We start from the raw sequence: 19,345 nt of genomic DNA, 5'->3' as shown, positions 1-19,345 counted from the left end.
AGTTCTCTGCAACCCCAAAATTCAATTTATCTTGAATTTCTCTTCTAAATTCCAAAAACTGATTACTTGTTCGATCTCTTGGAAAGGTAAGCGGATTGCTAACGATTTCCTTAATTCTGCCAGGTCTCGGTGTCATGACAACAATGCGGGTCCCTAAATAAATCGCTTCATCAATATCATGTGTAACCAAAATCATTGTTGTTTTAGTCTGCTTCCATACCCGCTGAATAACGTCCTGAACATCGGCCCTTGTGAAAGCATCCAATGCTCCCATCGGCTCATCGAGTAATAATAATTCCGGTCTTAAGACAATTGACCTTGCCAGAGCTGCCCGCTGTGCCATTCCTCCTGAAACTTGATGGGGATAAGCCGACTCAAACCCTTTCAATCCCATTAACTCAATGTAGTGGTCCACCAATTTTTTATCATAATGCCTACCATGGACAGCCTTTAAACCTGAACTAATATTTTCCCTGATTGTTTCCCAAGGAAAAAGGCTACCATGTTGAAAGACGTAACCTCTTGATACATCGGGACGGGTAATCAACTGGTCATCAATTGTTACTTTGCCTTCCTCCGGCCGATCCAATCCTGAAATAAGTCGTAGCAATGTCGTTTTCCCGCAACCAGACGGACCAATGATTGAAATGAATTCACCAGATCCGACACTTAGATTAATGTCTTCCAAAACATTAATCCGCTGACCGGCATTATCATGCAGGATTCGATTAACGTTTTGGACAGAGAGTTGAACCATAGGACATCTTCCCTTCTTAATTTGATCGTTGACGCCAACGAAGTGCGTACTCTTGTAATTTATTTAAAAAGCTAAAAATAACTGAGAACAACACCGCCATAATGACAATGGCTGCGTACACCTGCGTATAGTTACCGACACCTTTAGCCCAGTTGATGTACCAGCCAAGCCCAACTTTTGCGCCAATCATTTCAGAAATAACCAACATCGTAAACGAAAGGCCCATCGCTGTGAAGATACCAATAAAGATATTTGGTAACGCACCGGGGATTACGACTTTTCGAAGAATTTGAAATTCTGAAAAGCCCAATGTCTTAGCAGATTCAAAATAATCCGTTGAAATACTCTGAACGCCTCCAATCGTCATAAACGCAACCGGAAACCAAACCGCAAACGCAATTAAAAAGATTTCTGCCATATAACTGGTCGGAAAAATGACCATCGTTAGGGGCATCCAGGCAGCCGCCGGAATAATCCCAATAACTTTCAGGAAGGGAAATGACCAGTAATTAAACTGTCTATAACGTCCCATAAAGAGCCCCAGGACAACACCAATCAACGTCCCGATAATAAAACTAATCAGCCATAATCCAAGTGACGACCACGTTGACTCGATCAATAGCTTTTGATCTGTTTTTATCTGATCAAGAATTTGAGCAAAACTAACAAAAAATGGTAATTTAATGACTGCAAATTTCTCTGTTAATAAGTCTTGCCCAATGAGCAAGAGACCCAAAACTGCATTTAGCTGTGCAAAATGTCCGCCATACACTCTAATCCTGCCATGAACAACGGCCCCAATAGCATAGACGGCAACTAAATAAAGTAAGCAATCAGAAACCATTTGTACACGCCGTTATTAACCAACTCCTGGGATGGTACCAATTGGTTTTCAACATAGGCAGCTATAACGGCGGCCAAACTCAAAATATTCCAGCTGGTTCGCCATGGCTTCCAATATTTAGTTTCTGCTTTATCCTGTTTAACAGCTTTACTGCGCTGCTTTTTAGATAACGTGACAGCATCTAACATCATTTATCCCCCAATCTAGTTTCCTAATTTTGGATTCCAGTAAGCTTGTTTCACTAATTGTGCATTTTTGGTATCTTTTTTCAGGTAACCCGCCTTTTTTAACTGACTGATATAATAATTCAAATCCGATTTACCTTTGGTTAAATTTAAATCGAAATGTTCGTCTTTAATGATTTGTGATACGTTGGCGACGTTAATGAATTTCGTTTTTGAAACATATCCCTTATTCAATTCAATTTTGGCTGTTTCTTCCGGATGTTTGTTAATCCATGCCGCAGCTTCCTGATATGACTTCACAATTGCCTTGGCTTTTTTGCTATTGGATTGAATTAATTTATTAGAGAGATACAAATAACAGCAAGACCCTTTTTTCTTCATACCCATTTTGGCCATAGCATTATTGCCGTTATCATTATTGTTGTCGACAATGGTTTTGAATCCATCTTGTTTTTGTGCTTGATAAGCATATGGATCAACTGTTCCGATGGCATCAACCTCACCTTTTTGGGCAGCCTTCGCCAACAAATCGGTACTAAAGACCTTCCATGTCACATCCTTTTTAGGATCAAGTCCCGCATGCTGTAGTGCAATCGATGTCACATATTGTGGTGTTGATCCTTGTGCCGGAATCCCAATGGTTTTTCCCTTTAAATCCTTGACACTTTTAATATTGGAATTCTTTGGTACCAATAATTTAATACAACCTTGATGAATCCCGCCGGCAGCCTTAATCTGGGCACCATTTTGAATAGCCGGCAAATACTGAAAATCGCCATTTTGAGCATCATACTTACCACTGGCAAAACCAGCTTCAAGATCACTAATATCTCGAGGATTGGCAACCAAATTTGCTTTTAATCCATTCTTCTTGAAAAATCCCTTTTCATAAGCAATGTAATTTGGTGCATTACAGATAGACCCGTCCTTTGCAGGAATCGTCACTGATCCATATTTGTAATCTTTAGTTGCCTGTTGTTTAGCAGAATTGCTCCCACATCCTGCCAAAGTTAATGTAACTGCCAATACACCAACGATACTTCCCAATACTTTCTTGTAATTCATGACTAACGATCTCCCCAACTCATCTTATGTTTAAAAAACGCCCTCTGTCTTCACGACATAAGGACGTTTTTCACGTGTTGCCACCTTTGTTCGGGTTCCTTTTCACAAAGAAACCCCTCAGTAAGAAATTAACTTTCTCAAACCGGATAACGGCGGCAGCCGATCATACCCAAACTAGTCGATATGGTGTATACGCTCACGAACCATATTCAGTCATTATCAGATACCGGTTTTCAGCAACTCCGGCTCTCTTAAAACCAATAAAAACTTACTCATTCGCTCAACACGTCAATCAATCTTTTCTGCAAAATAGCATCAACTATCTACCGGATGATTCTTCGATGACTTTGTCTTTTGACAGCTGATCAAGGCTTTGTGATAAGTCGTGAATTAAATCCTTTGGATCTTCAATACCAACAGATAGTCTGACCAGTTGATGGGTAATACCCGCCTCCAACTGTTCTTCCGGCGATAATTCCGCATGGGTCATTTTGTAAGGAAGCTCAATTAAGCTTTCAACAGCGCCCAAACTAACAGCTAGTTGAATTAAATCCAGATTCTCGACAAACTCAGTAGTCTTTAGTCCCTTTTCCAATTCAAACGACACAATCCCACCATAACCATTCGTTTCAGCGGTCGCAATTTCATAATCTTTTGACCCTTCAATCCCTGGATAATAAATCTTAGAAACTTCTGGCCGATTTTGAAGAAACGCAACAATTTTGGCAGCATTACTCAAATGGCGGTCCAATCGAACGGCCAAGGTTTGGATCCCTCGCCGGATTAAATTCGAATCTTCAGGGGAAAGCACAGCGCCAACCCCGTTTTGGTTAAAGTAAATCCGATCGGCAATGGCTTTATCTTTAGCAACCGCGATTCCCGCAACCACATCCGAATGGCCACCTAAATATTTTGTAGCAGAATGAACCACGATATCGGCACCAAGATCCAATGGACGCTGTAGGTAAGGAGTTAGAAATGTGTTGTCAACAATCGTCAGCAGATGATGTGCCTTGGCAACCTTGGAAATAGCCTTTACGCTAGTAACTTTCAATAATGGATTTGTAAATGTTTCAAAATAAATTGCTTTGGTATTCGGCTGAATCGCTTTTTCAACCTCATCCAAATTTTGCGTGTCAACTTCGGTAAACTTCAAATCCCAACGTTTAAAAAACTGGTTAATTAACCGAAATGTACCGCCATAAATCGTGTTACCAATAATAATATGATCCCCAGGAGAAAAGATTGACAGAACGGCATGAATTGCCGACAAACCAGATGAAAATGCAAATCCCTGAGTACCATTCTCAAGTGCTGCCAACTGATCCTCCAGGTAGTTTCGTGTTGGATTGCCAGAGCGTGCATAATCCCAGGTTATTTTAGAATCAACCTTTGGAAAAATATAAGTAGATGAATTGTATATTGGCACATTAACCGCACCGGTTTGATTATCATGCTGCGATTGACCGTGAACTAACTTTGTATCGAATTCAGACATATGATTTCCTCGCTTTCCAAACAAAAAAGTCGTCCCCGTACAGAATAATCTGCACAGGGACGACTTTTAATCGTGTTACCACCCGTTTATTCGCATCGATGTTACTATCGCTGCCTCTAAGGCACAAACATGCCCGGAATTTTATCGTGTTTCCCACGTACCACAAGCTTTCACTTTTGATAATTGCTCAGAGTTCATCTTCAAGAAATGTTCCTGTCCACCCTTTCACCAACGGTGGCCGCTCTACAACACTACTAATTTCTCTACTCTTCTCTTCGTCGCAAGTAAATATTAGAATTTAATTAAATTTCTTGCCATGAATATTACCGCGTCAAAGAGAGACTGTCAAGATAAATTGAAAAAAGATTTAAAAATAAAATCGAGTTAATGTTCACCTAATAGCCGCTTAAGCCGATCAATCCGCTCATCTAGTGGCGGATGGGTATCAAATAGTTTAACTAAAAATGGTGTTTGCCCATGTTTATTGGTTGGTTCATTGATATAAAGAGCGGCACCTTTGGCTTCGGGGTTTTTCATCGGTGTTGAATCATCCTTTAACGCCTCTAAAGCGTCAATTAATCCTTGAGGATCCCGGGTAAGGTTGACGCCTGAAACATCGGCCAACGATTCTCGCTGTCTGGAAACTGCGAATTGCATGATTTGAGCAATTGGAACCCCAATGATTTTAACAATCCAACCACCAAGCCACACGATAAATCCAAACGCCAAAACAGCCAACCAAAAATAACTGGAATCTTTGGAATCCCGATCACGACTACCACCTCCAAAGAATCCAAGCCAATTGCCACCCCGCATCATACTAATGCCGGCAATGATCATAACGGCACCGGCACCGGCAATGAAAGTCGTCAATGCAACTGTAATCGATGAAACTCGAATATCATAATTTTTGATATGAGAAATTTCATGCGCCAAAACGCCTTCAAGTTCCTCTCGATTCATCATTTCTCTCAATCCGCTTGTCACAGCTACGGCAGCGTGCTGCGGATCACGACCGGTCGCAAACGCATTAGGCGCTTGTTCATCCATCATGTAGATATCAGGTGTCGGAATATGAGCAGCCAATGAAAGATCGCTAACAATGTTAAACAACGTTGGATCGTCTGACTCCTGAAGCTGACGGGCTTTACTGGATCTCATCAAAATATTTGTGACACTCATATACACAAAAAATGTATAAATGGCAGCAGCGACCAGAAACCCCATCATGGTATATATTGGCACCATTATATCGGCTTGATCGCTTTGGTAAGCAAAAATCAAGCCAAGTAAAAAGCCAATCACAGCAATTAAAAAGATAAACCCTGCGAGTACCAGCCAAGTGCGTCTTCGGTTTTGTATAATTTGTTGATTAATCGTTTCCATTTTATGAAACCCCTCTTAAAACCTAGAATTTCATCTTAGGAACTTCTTTAGAGCCCTCTGGTGCTTCCAAATAATCACGAACTGGGAAGTTTCCAAATTTGGAAACCAAGTTGCTTGGAAAAGTCTGTAGTTTATTGTTATAGGTCATCACGTTACTGTTATAGTTTTGACGAGAAAAGGCAACTTTGTTCTCGGTATTCGTTAATTCTTCCTGTAACGATAGGAAGTTTTGATTTGCTTTTAAGTCCGGATAATTTTCAGAGACCGCAAACAAATGATTCAAAGCACCGGTTAATTGATTGTCAGCTTTAACTTTATCTGACAAGCTGGCACTTGGATCCGAAATAGCAGCTCGCATTTGAGTAACTGTTGCTAACGTTTCCCGTTCATGTTTAGCATAACCTTTAACCGTTTCAAGCAGATTGGGTAGTAAGTCGGCTCGTCGTTGTAATTGAACATCAATTTGACTTGCTGCTTCATCGACCAAGTTTCGCTGAGAAACGATGCCGTTATATAAAACTACAATCATTAAAATAATAATGATTAAAATGACACCCAGTATAATCCATGTCATCGCAATTCCTCCTTGTGTTTGTTTGCTAATAAACATACCATACCCTAACCAGAATGCAACGTTGCACGGACGATTGTTACATTTATTTAAACGCCGCATGGTCTTTGTCTGACTTTCTTAATTGACATTCCGGTTAGAAATTGGGACAATGATCGAAAGCTGTTCTCTAATCAAATTCTAAGATTTTTATGCCTAATGACACCTAATATTATATGCCACTTAACGATGACACATATCATAGAAAGCATGGAGTCGATATTTTTATGAAAGAAAAAGATAAGATTCAAATTGTCCGTGACCTGATTGCCATTCGCACTGTTAATGATAATGAACAACAAGCAGCTGATTATTTAGTTAGCCTGCTTCATAAACACGGAATCGCCGCCAAATCAATTATCCAATTCCCTGGGCGAAGCAACGTTGTCGCCGAAATTGGTGATGGTCAACATCCTAAATTAGGTTTCAGTGGTCATTTGGATACTGTTCACGAAGGCCAATTAAGTACTTGGAAAACACCGCCTTTTGAGGCAACACTTAAGGACGGACGGATTTACGGGCGGGGCACTTCTGATATGAAGGCCGGGCTGGCTCAATTTATCATCACAATGATTGACCTTCACGATCAGAACCTTCCTAAGAACGGAACACTGCGACTTCTTGCAACAATTTCAGAAGAATTAACCGAAGAAGGGGCCGCTTTTTTATCTGATGAAGGATATGGCGATGATCTCGATGCCATGCTTTTTTCAGAACCAACCGGTGTCCCGACTGATCAGTTGGATACTTATTTTTCGAGCGGTGCTGCCATAATCTCTCCCAAAAAGCTTGATGAGTTATACACGGCGCTTGAAGATTCAAGTGCACCTGAACAGCACTTCATTATAAACGCCCATAAGGGATGGATGAGTTATACGGTTACTTCTCACGGAAAAGCGGCACATAGTTCAATGCCAAAACTGGGCATTAACGCAATTGACAATCTAGTTCAATACTATATTGCGGAAAAAGCCCTTTATCATTCCCTAACCGAACGAAATCCAAACTTGGGAAAAACAGTTTATGCACCCGATGTTTTTATAGGCGGCAAGCAGGTAAATAGTATTCCGGATCTTGCTTACGAAAAAGTTAAGGTTCGAACAATTCCAGAACTACCAAACGAAAAGTTGGTTCACAAACTTCAAGAACTTGTTCGTGAACTCAATAAGAAGCCTAACTTTGATTTGAAGCTGGACGTGGAGCAAAGCGAAAACCCCGTTGCAAACAGGGGCACGAACCAGTTAGTGACTATACTGCAAGCACACGCAAAAGCCACGCTTCGTGAAGCACTCCCTTTACCAACTATTGGATCATCAATGGGTACTGATGCTTCAGAGTTCCGCCGGCATAATTCAACTGGCGAATTCTTAATTATTGGTCCCGGTAACACAACTGCCCATCAATCAAACGAATAAGTTGAAATTGCAACATTCTTAAATATGCAACAACTATTCAAACAAGTCGCGATAGCCTATCTTAACTAAATAGTCAGCGAAATAATAGCGGTCAGGCAAATAGTAAACTTGCCTGACCGCTATTATTTTATCGCACCAAACTTTGAAAGCAGGAAAAGTACCCTTAAACAAGCCCCTGAGCCATCATTGTTTGTGCCACTTTTTCAAAGCCGGCAATGTTCGCACCTGCTTGGTAATCCTGATTTAATTGATATTCTTTATCTGCAGCTTCAGATATTTCGAAGATATTGTCCATAATATCATGAAGCCGATTATCAACGGTTTCAAAGCTCCACGAGAGCCGTTCACTGTTCTGACTCATTTCCAAAGCTGAAACAGCAACACCACCCGCATTAGCAGCCTTTGCCGGCCCGTAATAAATATTATTATCACGATATGTTGCAATTGCATCGGGAACACTTGGCATATTTGCACCTTCACAGACATACTTTACCCGATCCTTGGCAATTAATTTTGCCTGATCTTTACTGATTTCATTTTGAGTTGCACAAGGCAGGGCAATGTCATAGTTGATATCAAAGTCCCAGACAGATCCATCGTGATACTCAGCCGTTTCAACCCGTTGCGCATATTCCTTGATGCGCCCTCTTTCTACCTCTTTGATTTGCTTAACAAGCTTAAAGTCGATACCGTTTGGATCGTACACATAGCCATCAGAATCGGAGCAGGTAATAACGGTTGCCCCATATTCAGTTGCCTTTTGAATTGCATAGGTCGCAACATTTCCAGCGCCAGACACTTTAATTTTCTTATTAGTTAGCGTGTCTCCCAACGCCTTAAGCATCGCATGCGTGTAATACAGAAGGCCAAATCCGGTTGCTTCTGGTCGGGCAAGGCTCCCACCAAAAGTCAGTCCTTTACCTGTTAAAACACCATTTTGGTAACCGTTTAAACGTTTATAGGCACCAAATAAGAAACCGATTTCGCGTCCGCCAACGCCAATATCACCAGCCGGCACATCCAAATCCGGACCAATATGGCGCTGCAATTCGGTCATGAAGCTTTGACAAAATCGCATCACCTCGGAGTCGGATTTGCCCTTCGGATTAAAATCGCTGCCACCCTTAGCACCACCAATTGGCAAACCAGTCAGGCTGTTTTTCAAAACCTGTTCGAATCCCAAAAATTTTACAACATCTAAACTAACACTAGGGTGTAATCTTAGGCCGCCCTTATAAGGACCAATTGCAGAATTGAATTGAACTCTAAAACCGCGGTTAACATGAAATTGACCATCATCAGATTGCCAAGGCACCCGAAATTGAATTGCCCTTTCAGGTTCAACCAATCTTTCCAATAAATTGGCTTTGATGTACTCCGGATGTTTATCTAAAACCGGCTCTAAAGTATCCAAAACGGTAAAAGCCGCTTCCTGAAACTCTGTTTGGTTTGGATCACGACGTTGAATTGTATCCTTCACTGATTCAATGTAAGATTTTGCGTTACTCACAAAAACGACCCGCTTTCTGTCAAAATATTTTTTTGATATAAATCCACCCAGCACCAGAAAAGCTGTTTAAAATTACATCGTTATGTTACATTCTACCAGAAGTTTAATGATAAATGGTCACATTTTATGAAATTATTATAAAATATTTTATTACTTTTAAACATATCACCCAATCAATAAACGGCCTTTTCGTTTTTGATTTATGAGAACTACTTTAAGCACGAAAAAAATCGATTATTTACTTTCTAAATTATTTGTTAATTCCTCTATGTTTGAAAATAAAACTTACGAGAATCTTTTATTTATGCTACCATGATCAAATGCCCGAAGGGGTTGTTGACACGATAACAATATAGAGAATTAGAATTAGGAGCGTTTTTTATTTATGGAAAAATCTTTAGAAACTCGTGACGCTTTGGCGCAAGAAAAGAAAGATCAGGCTGCCAAACCCGTCACACATCCGTTTATTGCAATGCTGGGTATGCTCATTGGCGGCTTTGTCGGAATGTTAAGCGAAACTTCCTTGAATATTGCACTGCCAAGCTTAATGACTGCCTTGCACGTAAATATTGGTACCATTCAATGGCTGGTAACCGGTTATATGCTTATTATCGGAATTGTATTACCACTCTCAAGTTTACTGTCTCGTATTTTTTCAACGCGGCAGATCATTGTTTTTGCAATCATTGCTTTTATTGTCGGTGCCATTATTTCAGCTTTAGCAAGTAGTTTCCCAGTTTTATTAATCGGTCGCATGATTCAGGGAATTGGAACCGGTTTGATCCTACCATTGATGTTCACAGTAGCCACTTTAATCTTCCCCCCATATAAACTTGGTGCAGCAATGGGATTAATTGGCTTAGTGATCATGTTTGCACCGGCAATCGGTCCAACGCTGTCCGGTATGATTCTAGGTATTTTATCTTGGCAATGGATTTTTTGGATGTTCGTCCCATTTCTAATTGTTGCCTTGATTCTTGTCATAAAATATTTACCAAACGTTGGTCACATCACAAAACCCAAAATTGACGTCTTTTCGATTATCCTTTCGACTTTAGGTTTTGGTGGGTTGGTTACCGGTGTCAGCCTTGCCAGTGATCAGGGATGGGGATCGCCAACCGTTATTGCGACGTTAATTGCAGCAATCATCTTATTAGCTTGGTACATTAAACGTCAGCTATCAGCGACTGAGCCCATTTTAAATTTTCACATTTTTGCAATTCGCCAGTATCGGACCGGAGCCATTTTAGTGATGATGGATTTCGGTATCATTTTATCATCTATGTACCTGCTCCCAATGTTCTGGCAAAATGGCCTTGCAATACCGGTTGCATTAACCGGTATCGTTATGCTGCCCGGTGGTATCGTCAATGCAGCTGTTTCAGCCATTGCGGGCCGTTATTCCGATTTAATCAGTAAACGTCTGTTAAGCGTTTCCGGATTCGCAATGACAATCATTGGAATTGTCCTATTCTTATTCGCCAATTCAACATCACCGATCTGGTATGTCATTCTAGCACACATCGTGATGATGATTGGGGTGCCGCTTTCGATGTCACCATCTCAAACATTTGGCTTAAGTGCGCTTGATCAACGCACTTCCAGCGACGGCAGTACAATCATGAACACCTTCCAACAAATTGTTGGCGCCATTGCCACTGCAATCGCCACAGCCTTGTTGGGATTTGGCCAACAGTTGTCTGCAACGACTCATCAAATTGCTTTTACCAATGGCGTTCATTTAGGGTTTATTTTTACCTTGATTATTGCGGTTGCAGCTTTATTATTGTCATTAACGATGAAGGAAAGAAAAATAAATTAGTCTTTTTTTCGCTGAAACTAACTAAAAAACGAAAGAGAAGCTGGGAAACTTTTTTGTCCAACTTTTCTTTCGTTTTTTATAATCATTGAATATCCGGGCTTCCAAGTGGCCCTCTATCTTCTACATAATCGGTTTCTTCAGCCTGCCAATAAATTTTATCCTGCTCGGTGATTTTACGTAAAACATGGCAAGGATTACCAACAGCAACGACATTATTCGGAATATCCGTTGTTACAACAGATCCCGATCCAATAACAACATTATTACCAATCGTCATACCAGGGTTGACCGTTGTGCCGCCACCAATCCAAACGTTATCGCCAATTGTAATCGGTTTGCCAAATCCCAACCATTTATTTCGAACACCGGCATCAATGGGATGACCGGCCGCAAATAAGTTTACCCGTGGTCCAATTAAAACTCGACTGCCAATACTAATTTTGCCAGAGTCAAGAAAAATACAGTTTGTATTACAATAAACATCGTCACCCAATGTGATATTGTCACCAAAATCGCAGAAAAACGGTGGTTCAATGTAACAGTTTTGCCCCATTTTTCCAATCAATTCCGTCAATTTAGCTTGCGGGTCCACATCAGGTATCGGGAAATTAATTTGATGAAGCAGTTGATCCTTTCGCTCATATTTTTTGCCAAGCTCTTTATCATAGACATTATATAGTTTACCGGAAAGCATTCTTTGTTCTTCGGATGGCATAATAGTCAACAACCTTTCGTAATCCAATTAATGATTTAAATTCATCATACCATAATAAAAAGCCCTCAAAATTAAAATTGAGAGCTTAAATCTTGCTTACTTTTTTAAGAATTTTCTTTTTATTTATCGCCAACAACACTCTTATCAGCCACTAATTTCTTAATAGCCGTCATAGCTGCTTTCAGGGCCTCATCACTGGCAGCATAGCTAATTCGAATAGACGCATCGTCGCCAAACGAGGCACCCGGGAATAAACCAATATGGTAGTCTTTAGCCAACGTACGTGCGCAGGTCCAACTATCCATGTGCAAGCTGGCTGGAATTTTAGCATAAACATAAAAGGCACCGCCTGGATGAACGACATCAAAACCGGCTTCTCTCATATTCTTAACGACAAAGTCCCGACGCTTTTCATATTGCTTCCGCATGACTTCTGCATCATTTTGGCCATGCTTCATTGCTTCAATAGCTGCATATTGAACAGTTGAGGTCGGTGTTGTTACTGTAAATTGATGAACTTTGGCAATTTCGTCGATAAACCCTTTTGGTCCAAAGACATAACCCAACCGCCATCCAGTCATCGCGTGGGACTTCGAAAGCCCGTTCACAATAACAGTCTGATCTGGTAACCACGTTGAAAGCGTATAGTGTTTTTGCCCATACGTCAATTCACCATAAATCTCATCACTAATGACCCAAATCCGATTCTCTTTCAAAACCGGTACCAAGGCCTTGAGTTGTTCTTCAGTATAGGCAACCCCCGTTGGATTGTTTGGATCAGTGATAATCAACCCCCGAATGTTTAAACCGGGATTGTCATCAATTGCTTGCTGAACAGCTTCAGGTGTTAAAATATAATCCGTTTTGCTGGTATCAATGCGAACCTGCTTTAAGCCATGCATTGCAATTGAAGCATCATATAACGGGTAGGCAGGTGATGGTAAAATAACCGCATCACCTGGCTGAAACAGGGTTGCAACCGCATCAGCAACAGCTTCAGTTGCACCGACCGTCACAACAATTTGATCTGCAGTATAGTGATAGCCAAACTTTTCTTGATAATATTTCGCCGCGGCTTCTCGGAGTTCCGCATAGCCCCAAAAGTATGGGTAGTGCGAATAATTATCGTTAATCGCATCTATAGCAGCCTGCTTAATATGGGCAGGCACATCAAAGTTTGGCTCACCCAAAGTTAGTTTAACAATTTGCGGGTCAGCACTAATTTCATGGTCAAACTCTCGCATAGAAGAGGGTTTGACGTTTAACACATTTGGATTAATATCGTTTAATTCCATGATGGTACACCTCCGAGAAGTTTAAAAGTGTGACAGTCTTTCAACAACCAACACTCGATTAAAAATCAGCATCCAGTTGAGTGAATGTTATTGTTAATAATATAACAATTTTATGAGAAGTCAATTAATAATATTGGACCGCCTGAATAAATATTGTGTAATTCTAACAAAGCAGTGTTAAAGCAACCTATAAGGCTGCTTTATAATTAATAATTTATGAGATAATTTTAATCTTCCACTTGCATTTTATTTAATTATGGCATAAATTATAACAAAGCTTTATATCAAAACAATCCAATTAATAGTTGCTGTTAAGGTTCGCATATTGACATGAAATTGTCACTTTTAATAAGGTTAAGCACTTATTTATATGTTATTCATTAACATTCAGTTTGCAAAGCGTCACTGACATAAGTGGTCAAAGAAAGGAAATTATGTTGTATGAAAGAAAAATCTAAGATCCGAATGAATGCCGATGGCACAAAGCGGGAATTATCCAACCGCCATGTTCAAATGATTGCGTTGGGTGGCACGATTGGAACCGGCTTATTTCTAGGTGCAGGAACTTCCATCACAAAAACCGGCCCATCAATTATCTTTATTTATGCGATTATTGGTATCTTCTTTTTTCTAATGATGCGAGCAATTGGTGAAATGTTATACAAGGATCCATCAGAACATACTTTTATCGCGTTCATCAGTCGATACCTGGGCCCTAAAATTGGATATTTTGCCGGTTGGTCATATTGGCTGGAATTAATATTCATTGGAATGGCTGAACTAACTGCCATTTCCACGTATGTTCGGTTTTGGTTTCCAAATATTGATGCATGGATGATTCAAATCGCTATTTTGGTGATTCTGGCTGCCGTCAATCTTATTGCCGTGAAACTATTCGGCGAAGCAGAGTTTTGGTTTGCGATGATTAAGATTATTGCCATCATTGCGATGATTGTGACCGGAATTATTATGGTAACAACCAGCTTTAAAACACCGATTGGACACGCCGGTCTAAATAATATTTTCGAAGGCTTTAAATTCTTTCCTAATGGGATCGTAAACTTTATCGGTGCCTTTCCGATGGTTTTCTTCGCTTTTCAAGGAATGGAATTTGTGGGCATTACCACGGCTGAAACAAAAGATCCTCATAAAGTACTCCCAAAAGCTATTAATGAGACAATTTATCGAATATTATTATTTTATATTGGTGCCATCATCGTGATCATGGCGATTTATCCTTGGCAAAGTTTAAGTGCCAATCAAAGCCCATTTGTTCAGGTTTTCGCATTGGCTGGCTTAAAGGCAGCGGCAGGCGTCATTAACTTCGTCGTGTTAACGTCTGCTTCCTCTTCGTTAAATAGTTTTCTTTATTCAGCAGGTCGACATTTTTATCAACTCGCTTCGGAGTCCCAAGGAACGCTAATGCCAAAATTCAAATCTGTCTCAAAAAGTGGCGTACCGGCAAAAGCTATTGTTTTCTCGGCTGCTCTAATCATGTTGGCTCCGGTTATCAGTAGTATCCCGGGAATTGAAAATGCCTTTACCCTCATTTGTTCGGCGACAAGTGACTTGGCACTGGTTGTTTATCTTCTAACGGTGATCGCCCATTACAAATATCGTCAATCCATCGACTTCGACCCCAATGGATTTGTTCTAAAGGGCTATAAATGGATTGATCCGGCATTAATCAGCTTCTTTGTTATCATCTATTTAAGCCTGTTCTTCAATGGCGATGGCACCATACCGGCAATCGCTGGCTTAATCTGGTGTATTGGATTTGGCCTTTGGTCGGCAAGGGAAAAATCATCTGCCACCATTCCTACCTCAGATAACGAAAAAATTTAATGATTCTAACAAATTAAAAATGTGACCAAACCGGTTCCTTGTGGATAATATTTATCTACAAGGAACCGATTTTATTTTGCAAACCAGTTTGCGATATCTGAAAACCAAAGGGAAATTTCCAGCCACACATCTATCTTTTCTAACTTTAGAATTCTTTGATAACACTAGAATGTAAAGCGGGTGTCAATAATTCCATGCTACTAAGAACATGTAAAATTTGTTAAATTATAGCTGTTAACAAATTCATCATTACGTATTGAAGTCATAAAAGAAATGATATACACATGTTAAAAAAACTACTTTTGAGTAGCTTAGCAGCAACTATGTTATTGACTAGTTCTGCAGGATTAACCGTTTCTGCAGACTCTGTTCAAAATGGGGCAACGGACACAAATTCAACATCTCAAGTCACCCCTTCGAATTCAGATTCCTCAACTGGTATTGTTACAGTTGATCGAAACAATCCCGATCCTGATAACCAAGCAGCCGGTATTTCTAATCCTGTACCAGTTCGTTCAGGTTGGATGAATGTTGTAAAATCCTATCGCTTTAACAGAAACAAATTTACCGGAAACGACAGTGATTTTTCTGACTATCGTTACGAAAGAATTCCAAGTAGTTCACATGAAACAAGCTATAGGAATTCTAAAATTGGTGGGGGGTGGAACTACAACCGTTATCAACACGTGAACTACTACTCAGGTGGATATTAAAAGGTAATATTCAACTTGTTATAAACAAGTCTGACCCCATTTGGTAAAAATCTTTTTTCCGATGGGGTCTTTCTTGTTATTTAAACTAAGGAGAAAAAATGTTAACAATAAAAAAATTAACGCTAGTAACAAGGATTCCCATCCTCAATGATTTCAATTACCAATTTGAAAAAGGTAATATCTATTTAATTTCTGCAGTCAACGGTTCTGGAAAAACAACTTTCTTCCGTGCGCTTACAAACCTTATTAGGCGTAAACACGGAAACATTTCTTTTGATGGTAAACCATTTGAGAAAGAAAAAAGGGCTGTTTTCTTTTACGAGACCCCGGACTGGATGGATGGTAACCTATCCGGATTGGATTATCTTAAGTTCGTTCAAAAACAGTGGCAATCGTCTCATGATTTAAATGACGAAATCAATTTTTGGAAAATGGACGATTATATTAAACTTCCTATAAAAAAATATTCGCTGGGAATGAAGCAACGCTTAGTAATCGCAATGTATTTCTGTAGTAACGCTACTTACTTAATTATGGATGAAATTAGCAATGGATTGGACGAGGAGAGTCGAAAACAGCTATATAAACGTATTAAAGAAACTGCTGTTAAGGAGAAAAAATGCATTATTATATCGTCTCATTACAAATCGGACGTTGCAACTATCGCAAATCATATTCTCCATCTGGAAAATCAAAAACTGACTGAAGAATCTTAATTGGTTTTGAACTAGTTAATTATCTAGTTGGCCCAAACTTACGTTTACTACAAAGGAGGGAGTAAGTTTGAATTATCTGATTTTTCTATTAAAAAAAGGACTGAAATCTAAATTAGCCTTATTATCTGTTGTTTTGACAATTATTGTCGTTTCAACTTGTCTTTTTTTTGATTTGCGTAATCAACATGTGCAAACTTTTGAAAGTCGTGCACAGGAACAAATCTTGTTTGATATTAGACAAAAAAAGCATTATACACCTAAAGAAATCAAGCAAGACCCTCATGATGCTGTATCATTAATTGATTCGGACATACAAGTGAATAAAAAAATTCAGAAATTGCTACACAAAAGGAAATGGCGACAGGCTTATAAAAAACAAATTGCGTACAATAATACGCAACTTAAGTCATCCCCAAATAACGGAACAGAAACTAGCAAATATTTCAAAGAGTCTCTTATCAGCCAAATTTTACTTTGTAAGGCATTAATTAGGCTCAACCTTGCTGACCAATCAGAGGATTCTCCTACCACAGGAACCAGTTTCTTTCTGTATATTGATGATCTTGTTTCATCAGTTTTAATTATTCTGCTGGTTATCTTTATCTGTTCTCAGCTTTATACAAAAAGGTTTGCAAATCTCTTAGATAAAGACACATTACCGCCAATCGATACAGGAAAAAATATCCTGTCAAATCTTTTCACTGGCTACACTCTGGCTGTCGCACTTTCAGTATTAGCAATCGGCTTCAGCTTCATAACTGCAACCAGCATTTCTGGAATTGGTAACTGGCATTATCCATTTCCCTACTACACATCTCAGGTTCCTTTCAACATCTATAGACCTCAAAGCGAATTTGTAATTCCTACCATTGTCCTTCGAATGTTAAGTTCGTGTTTTGTCGTAACATGTGTTTATTTCTTTGCCGTTTTAACTAAAAAATCCCTTACTACCCTCTTACTAAATCTTTTAATTCTAATCGGTACCAATCAACTGACTTCTTCTGTTAAATTACTTTCGAAAATTGGTCAATACTTACCCACAAGCTATTTTAATGGTGTCAGTGTTTCATCAGGCCGGCTATCCTTTCTTGCCAAAAATCCCCAGATTAATGAAGCTCATGGCATTGAAGCCCTGATTATCTGGACGATTTTTTTTGGAGTAGCTGCTTTTAGTGTTCAATATATTCGCCAACATACGCGAAATTAACCACTCCCCTTCAAAATTAAAACAAAGAAAGAAGCATTATTATGACTTATTTTCATTTTCTAACAAAAAAAGCTTACAAAGGAAAACTGTCTTGGATTGCTATTTGCATTTCTTTGTTAGTCGTCTTTATCTGTTTGGGATTTAACATTAAAAACCAACACGCTGACACACTTAAAGGCATGGCGGAGAGTCAAATCTCAATGGATACAAAACAAATGAGGATATATCAAAAGCACAATCGGGGGGTTGCACCCGAGGTAAAGAGTGACCTTATTGTTAATAAACGGATTTTAAAGGCAATTCACAATAAGCAGTGGCGAAGAGCTTATCGAACCCAAATTGCTGTAAACAGTCAAATACTAAAAAGCGAAAAACAAGTTAGTGGTAGCGATCCGGAAATGACCAATTCTCTTAAATCAGAATCCAATCTTTATAGAGCTTTGTCTCGCTTAAATATCCCCCAGCAATCTGAAGAATCTCCCGCAACAGGTATTTCATTTCTGCTCTACGTTGAACAATGGATTGCACCCATTTTGATTGTTCTAACCATTGTTTTCATTTGTTCACAATTACATACAAAAAGATTTATTGGACGACTTGATAAGAATTCTCTACTTCCAATAACATCAACTGCCAATGTCAGTTGTAACATTATGACCGGTTGGTTCATTTCGTTAGCTCTGCTTTTGATAATACTGGGTTTAGGTTTTCTCGCAGCTTCAATAATTTCTGGAATTGGAGACACTCGATACCCGTTTGAGTTATTTTCAAAACAACTCTCCTACAAAATCTACATTCCCCAAAGCCAAATTATCTTGCCAACAATCGTTCTTAGAATTTTAAGTTCCTTTTTCGTTGTGACATTTATCTTCTTTTTCGCAGTCTTAACCAAAAAAACCTTAACAACGTTATTTTTCAATATGTTATTGCTGATTGGTACGAACCTTTTAACCCCATTTGTAGAACCAATTTCTAGAATTGCTCAGTATCTACCAACAAGTTATTTTAATGGTGTTAACATTCTACCAAACCGAATGGCGCATGATGCTTCAAACTATCAGATCAATTACAATCATGGTATCGAGGCATTAATGCTATGGACAGTTTTATTTGGAATAGCCAGCTATATCCTTCAAAGCATTCGCCAACGTCAAAATCATTAATGCTTCAGCAAAATAACAATTCAGTTGATACAATTTTTATAAATTGCAACCAAATTAAGGGACCAGATCAAGACAAGCTTTGGTCTGGCCCCTCTTCTATTTTCTTTCGCCCAATTTAAAAAATGTCCAAAAAATCAAACATAAATTTCGTATATACATACTTGTAGGGACACTAGGGCATTTATAAACCATACATTCTTCGTGGGGACAATAACCCGTCCTGAATAACTAAAAGAGGAGACGATTTCATGGATCAACTCTCAACCCAACTTAAAAAAGCTCGCATAAAAAAAGGATATTCACAACAGAAGGTCGCTGATGAATTACAGGTCACACGCCAATCGATTTCCAGCTGGGAAAACGGTCATTCCCGTCCTGATCTTTACAACTTAACCCTTTTAAGTAAAGTTTATGATGAACCCCTTGATAATTTTGTAAAAGATAATCATTCTTTTGATCTACAAATCGAATCAGATCGAGAAGAATTTCTTCGTTTTTTTAATCTTCTTCAACAAAAAGAACTTGAAAAAATAAAAAGAATAGATCTGTACCTCTCGATTATCATCATGATACTTGGATTAATTCCCATTTTGGGGACT

16 protein-coding genes, 1 pseudogene and 1 other annotated feature are annotated in these 19,345 nt (G+C 39.2%); of the genes and pseudogenes, 8 read left to right on the top strand and 9 right to left on the bottom strand.

The window, feature by feature from the left end:
* The 6 genes and pseudogenes from HMPREF0519_RS01680 to HMPREF0519_RS01655 form a co-directional block, all read right to left on the bottom strand.
* On the bottom strand, positions 1–757 hold a 757-nt coding region (locus HMPREF0519_RS01680), incomplete at its 3' end, for an ABC transporter ATP-binding protein (protein WP_003551226.1).
* Between the two features lie 16 nt (positions 758–773).
* Positions 774–1,792, bottom strand: a pseudogene (locus HMPREF0519_RS01675) (ABC transporter permease).
* Between the two features lie 12 nt (positions 1,793–1,804).
* Positions 1,805–2,851 (bottom strand): ABC transporter substrate-binding protein, encoded by a 1,047-nt coding sequence (locus HMPREF0519_RS01670; protein WP_003634087.1) that lies wholly within the window; start codon positions 2,849–2,851, stop codon positions 1,805–1,807.
* Positions 2,852–2,907: 56 nt separating this feature from the next.
* Positions 2,908–3,144, bottom strand: a binding site (T-box leader).
* 26 nt (positions 3,145–3,170) lie between these two features.
* A complete protein-coding gene (locus tag HMPREF0519_RS01665; RefSeq protein WP_003634085.1) occupies positions 3,171–4,349 on the bottom strand; it encodes a trans-sulfuration enzyme family protein in 1,179 nt (392 codons plus the stop codon).
* Between the two features lie 384 nt (positions 4,350–4,733).
* Positions 4,734–5,735 carry a M48 family metalloprotease gene (locus HMPREF0519_RS01660; protein WP_003556825.1) on the bottom strand — a complete coding sequence of 334 codons (1,002 nt, stop codon included), beginning with the start codon at positions 5,733–5,735 and terminating at the stop codon, positions 4,734–4,736.
* 22 nt (positions 5,736–5,757) lie between these two features.
* On the bottom strand, positions 5,758–6,309 hold the full coding sequence (locus HMPREF0519_RS01655) for a LemA family protein (RefSeq protein ID WP_040472610.1): 552 nt from the start codon (positions 6,307–6,309) through the stop codon (positions 5,758–5,760).
* 263 nt (positions 6,310–6,572) lie between these two features.
* On the opposite strand from HMPREF0519_RS01655, the gene HMPREF0519_RS01650 reads away from it, so the two are divergent.
* Complete coding sequence (locus HMPREF0519_RS01650; protein WP_225429088.1) at positions 6,573–7,760, top strand: M20/M25/M40 family metallo-hydrolase; 1,188 nt, start codon at positions 6,573–6,575, stop codon at positions 7,758–7,760.
* Between the two features lie 163 nt (positions 7,761–7,923).
* Here HMPREF0519_RS01650 and gdhA read toward each other — a convergent pair whose 3' ends face one another.
* Positions 7,924–9,270 (bottom strand): NADP-specific glutamate dehydrogenase, encoded by a 1,347-nt coding sequence (gene gdhA, locus HMPREF0519_RS01645; RefSeq protein WP_003551212.1) that lies wholly within the window; start codon positions 9,268–9,270, stop codon positions 7,924–7,926.
* A gap of 385 nt (positions 9,271–9,655) precedes the next feature.
* Between gdhA and HMPREF0519_RS01640 the strand changes: the two genes are divergently transcribed.
* Positions 9,656–11,092, top strand: a complete 1,437-nt coding sequence (locus HMPREF0519_RS01640; protein ID WP_003556817.1) for a DHA2 family efflux MFS transporter permease subunit — start codon at positions 9,656–9,658, stop codon at positions 11,090–11,092.
* Positions 11,093–11,174: 82 nt separating this feature from the next.
* Here HMPREF0519_RS01640 and HMPREF0519_RS01635 read toward each other — a convergent pair whose 3' ends face one another.
* Together HMPREF0519_RS01635 and HMPREF0519_RS01630 are read right to left on the bottom strand one after the other, a co-directional pair.
* Entirely contained in the window at positions 11,175–11,807 is a 633-nt protein-coding gene (locus HMPREF0519_RS01635; protein WP_003634080.1) for a sugar O-acetyltransferase, read from the bottom strand.
* Between the two features lie 119 nt (positions 11,808–11,926).
* Positions 11,927–13,102 carry an aminotransferase class I/II-fold pyridoxal phosphate-dependent enzyme gene (locus HMPREF0519_RS01630; protein ID WP_003634078.1) on the bottom strand — a complete coding sequence of 392 codons (1,176 nt, stop codon included), beginning with the start codon at positions 13,100–13,102 and terminating at the stop codon, positions 11,927–11,929.
* Positions 13,103–13,543: 441 nt separating this feature from the next.
* Between HMPREF0519_RS01630 and HMPREF0519_RS01625 the strand changes: the two genes are divergently transcribed.
* From HMPREF0519_RS01625 to HMPREF0519_RS01600, 6 genes are all read left to right on the top strand, one after another.
* The gene (locus HMPREF0519_RS01625) at positions 13,544–14,947 is read left to right on the top strand and encodes an amino acid permease (RefSeq protein WP_003634076.1); all 1,404 of its coding nucleotides are present in this window, start codon (positions 13,544–13,546) and stop codon (positions 14,945–14,947) included.
* Positions 14,948–15,231: 284 nt separating this feature from the next.
* Positions 15,232–15,660 carry a hypothetical protein gene (locus tag HMPREF0519_RS01620; protein WP_233419303.1) on the top strand — a complete coding sequence of 143 codons (429 nt, stop codon included), beginning with the start codon at positions 15,232–15,234 and terminating at the stop codon, positions 15,658–15,660.
* A gap of 98 nt (positions 15,661–15,758) precedes the next feature.
* Entirely contained in the window at positions 15,759–16,376 is a 618-nt protein-coding gene (locus tag HMPREF0519_RS01615) for an ATP-binding cassette domain-containing protein (protein ID WP_003556805.1), read from the top strand.
* A gap of 67 nt (positions 16,377–16,443) precedes the next feature.
* Positions 16,444–17,583, top strand: a complete 1,140-nt coding sequence (locus HMPREF0519_RS01610; protein ID WP_003634072.1) for a hypothetical protein — start codon at positions 16,444–16,446, stop codon at positions 17,581–17,583.
* A gap of 41 nt (positions 17,584–17,624) precedes the next feature.
* On the top strand, positions 17,625–18,746 hold the full coding sequence (locus HMPREF0519_RS01605) for a hypothetical protein (RefSeq protein WP_003634070.1): 1,122 nt from the start codon (positions 17,625–17,627) through the stop codon (positions 18,744–18,746).
* A gap of 248 nt (positions 18,747–18,994) precedes the next feature.
* Positions 18,995–19,345, top strand: a 351-nt coding sequence (locus HMPREF0519_RS01600) for a helix-turn-helix transcriptional regulator (protein ID WP_003634069.1), incomplete at its 3' end; no start/stop codon positions are given.

Origin of the sequence: Lentilactobacillus hilgardii DSM 20176 = ATCC 8290 (assembly GCF_000159315.1) — a bacterium.
In the GTDB taxonomy this organism is placed as follows: domain Bacteria; phylum Bacillota; class Bacilli; order Lactobacillales; family Lactobacillaceae; genus Lentilactobacillus; species Lentilactobacillus hilgardii.
The sequence above is the reverse complement of the archived record's forward strand: the minus strand, read 5'-3'. Positions and strand labels throughout refer to the sequence as shown.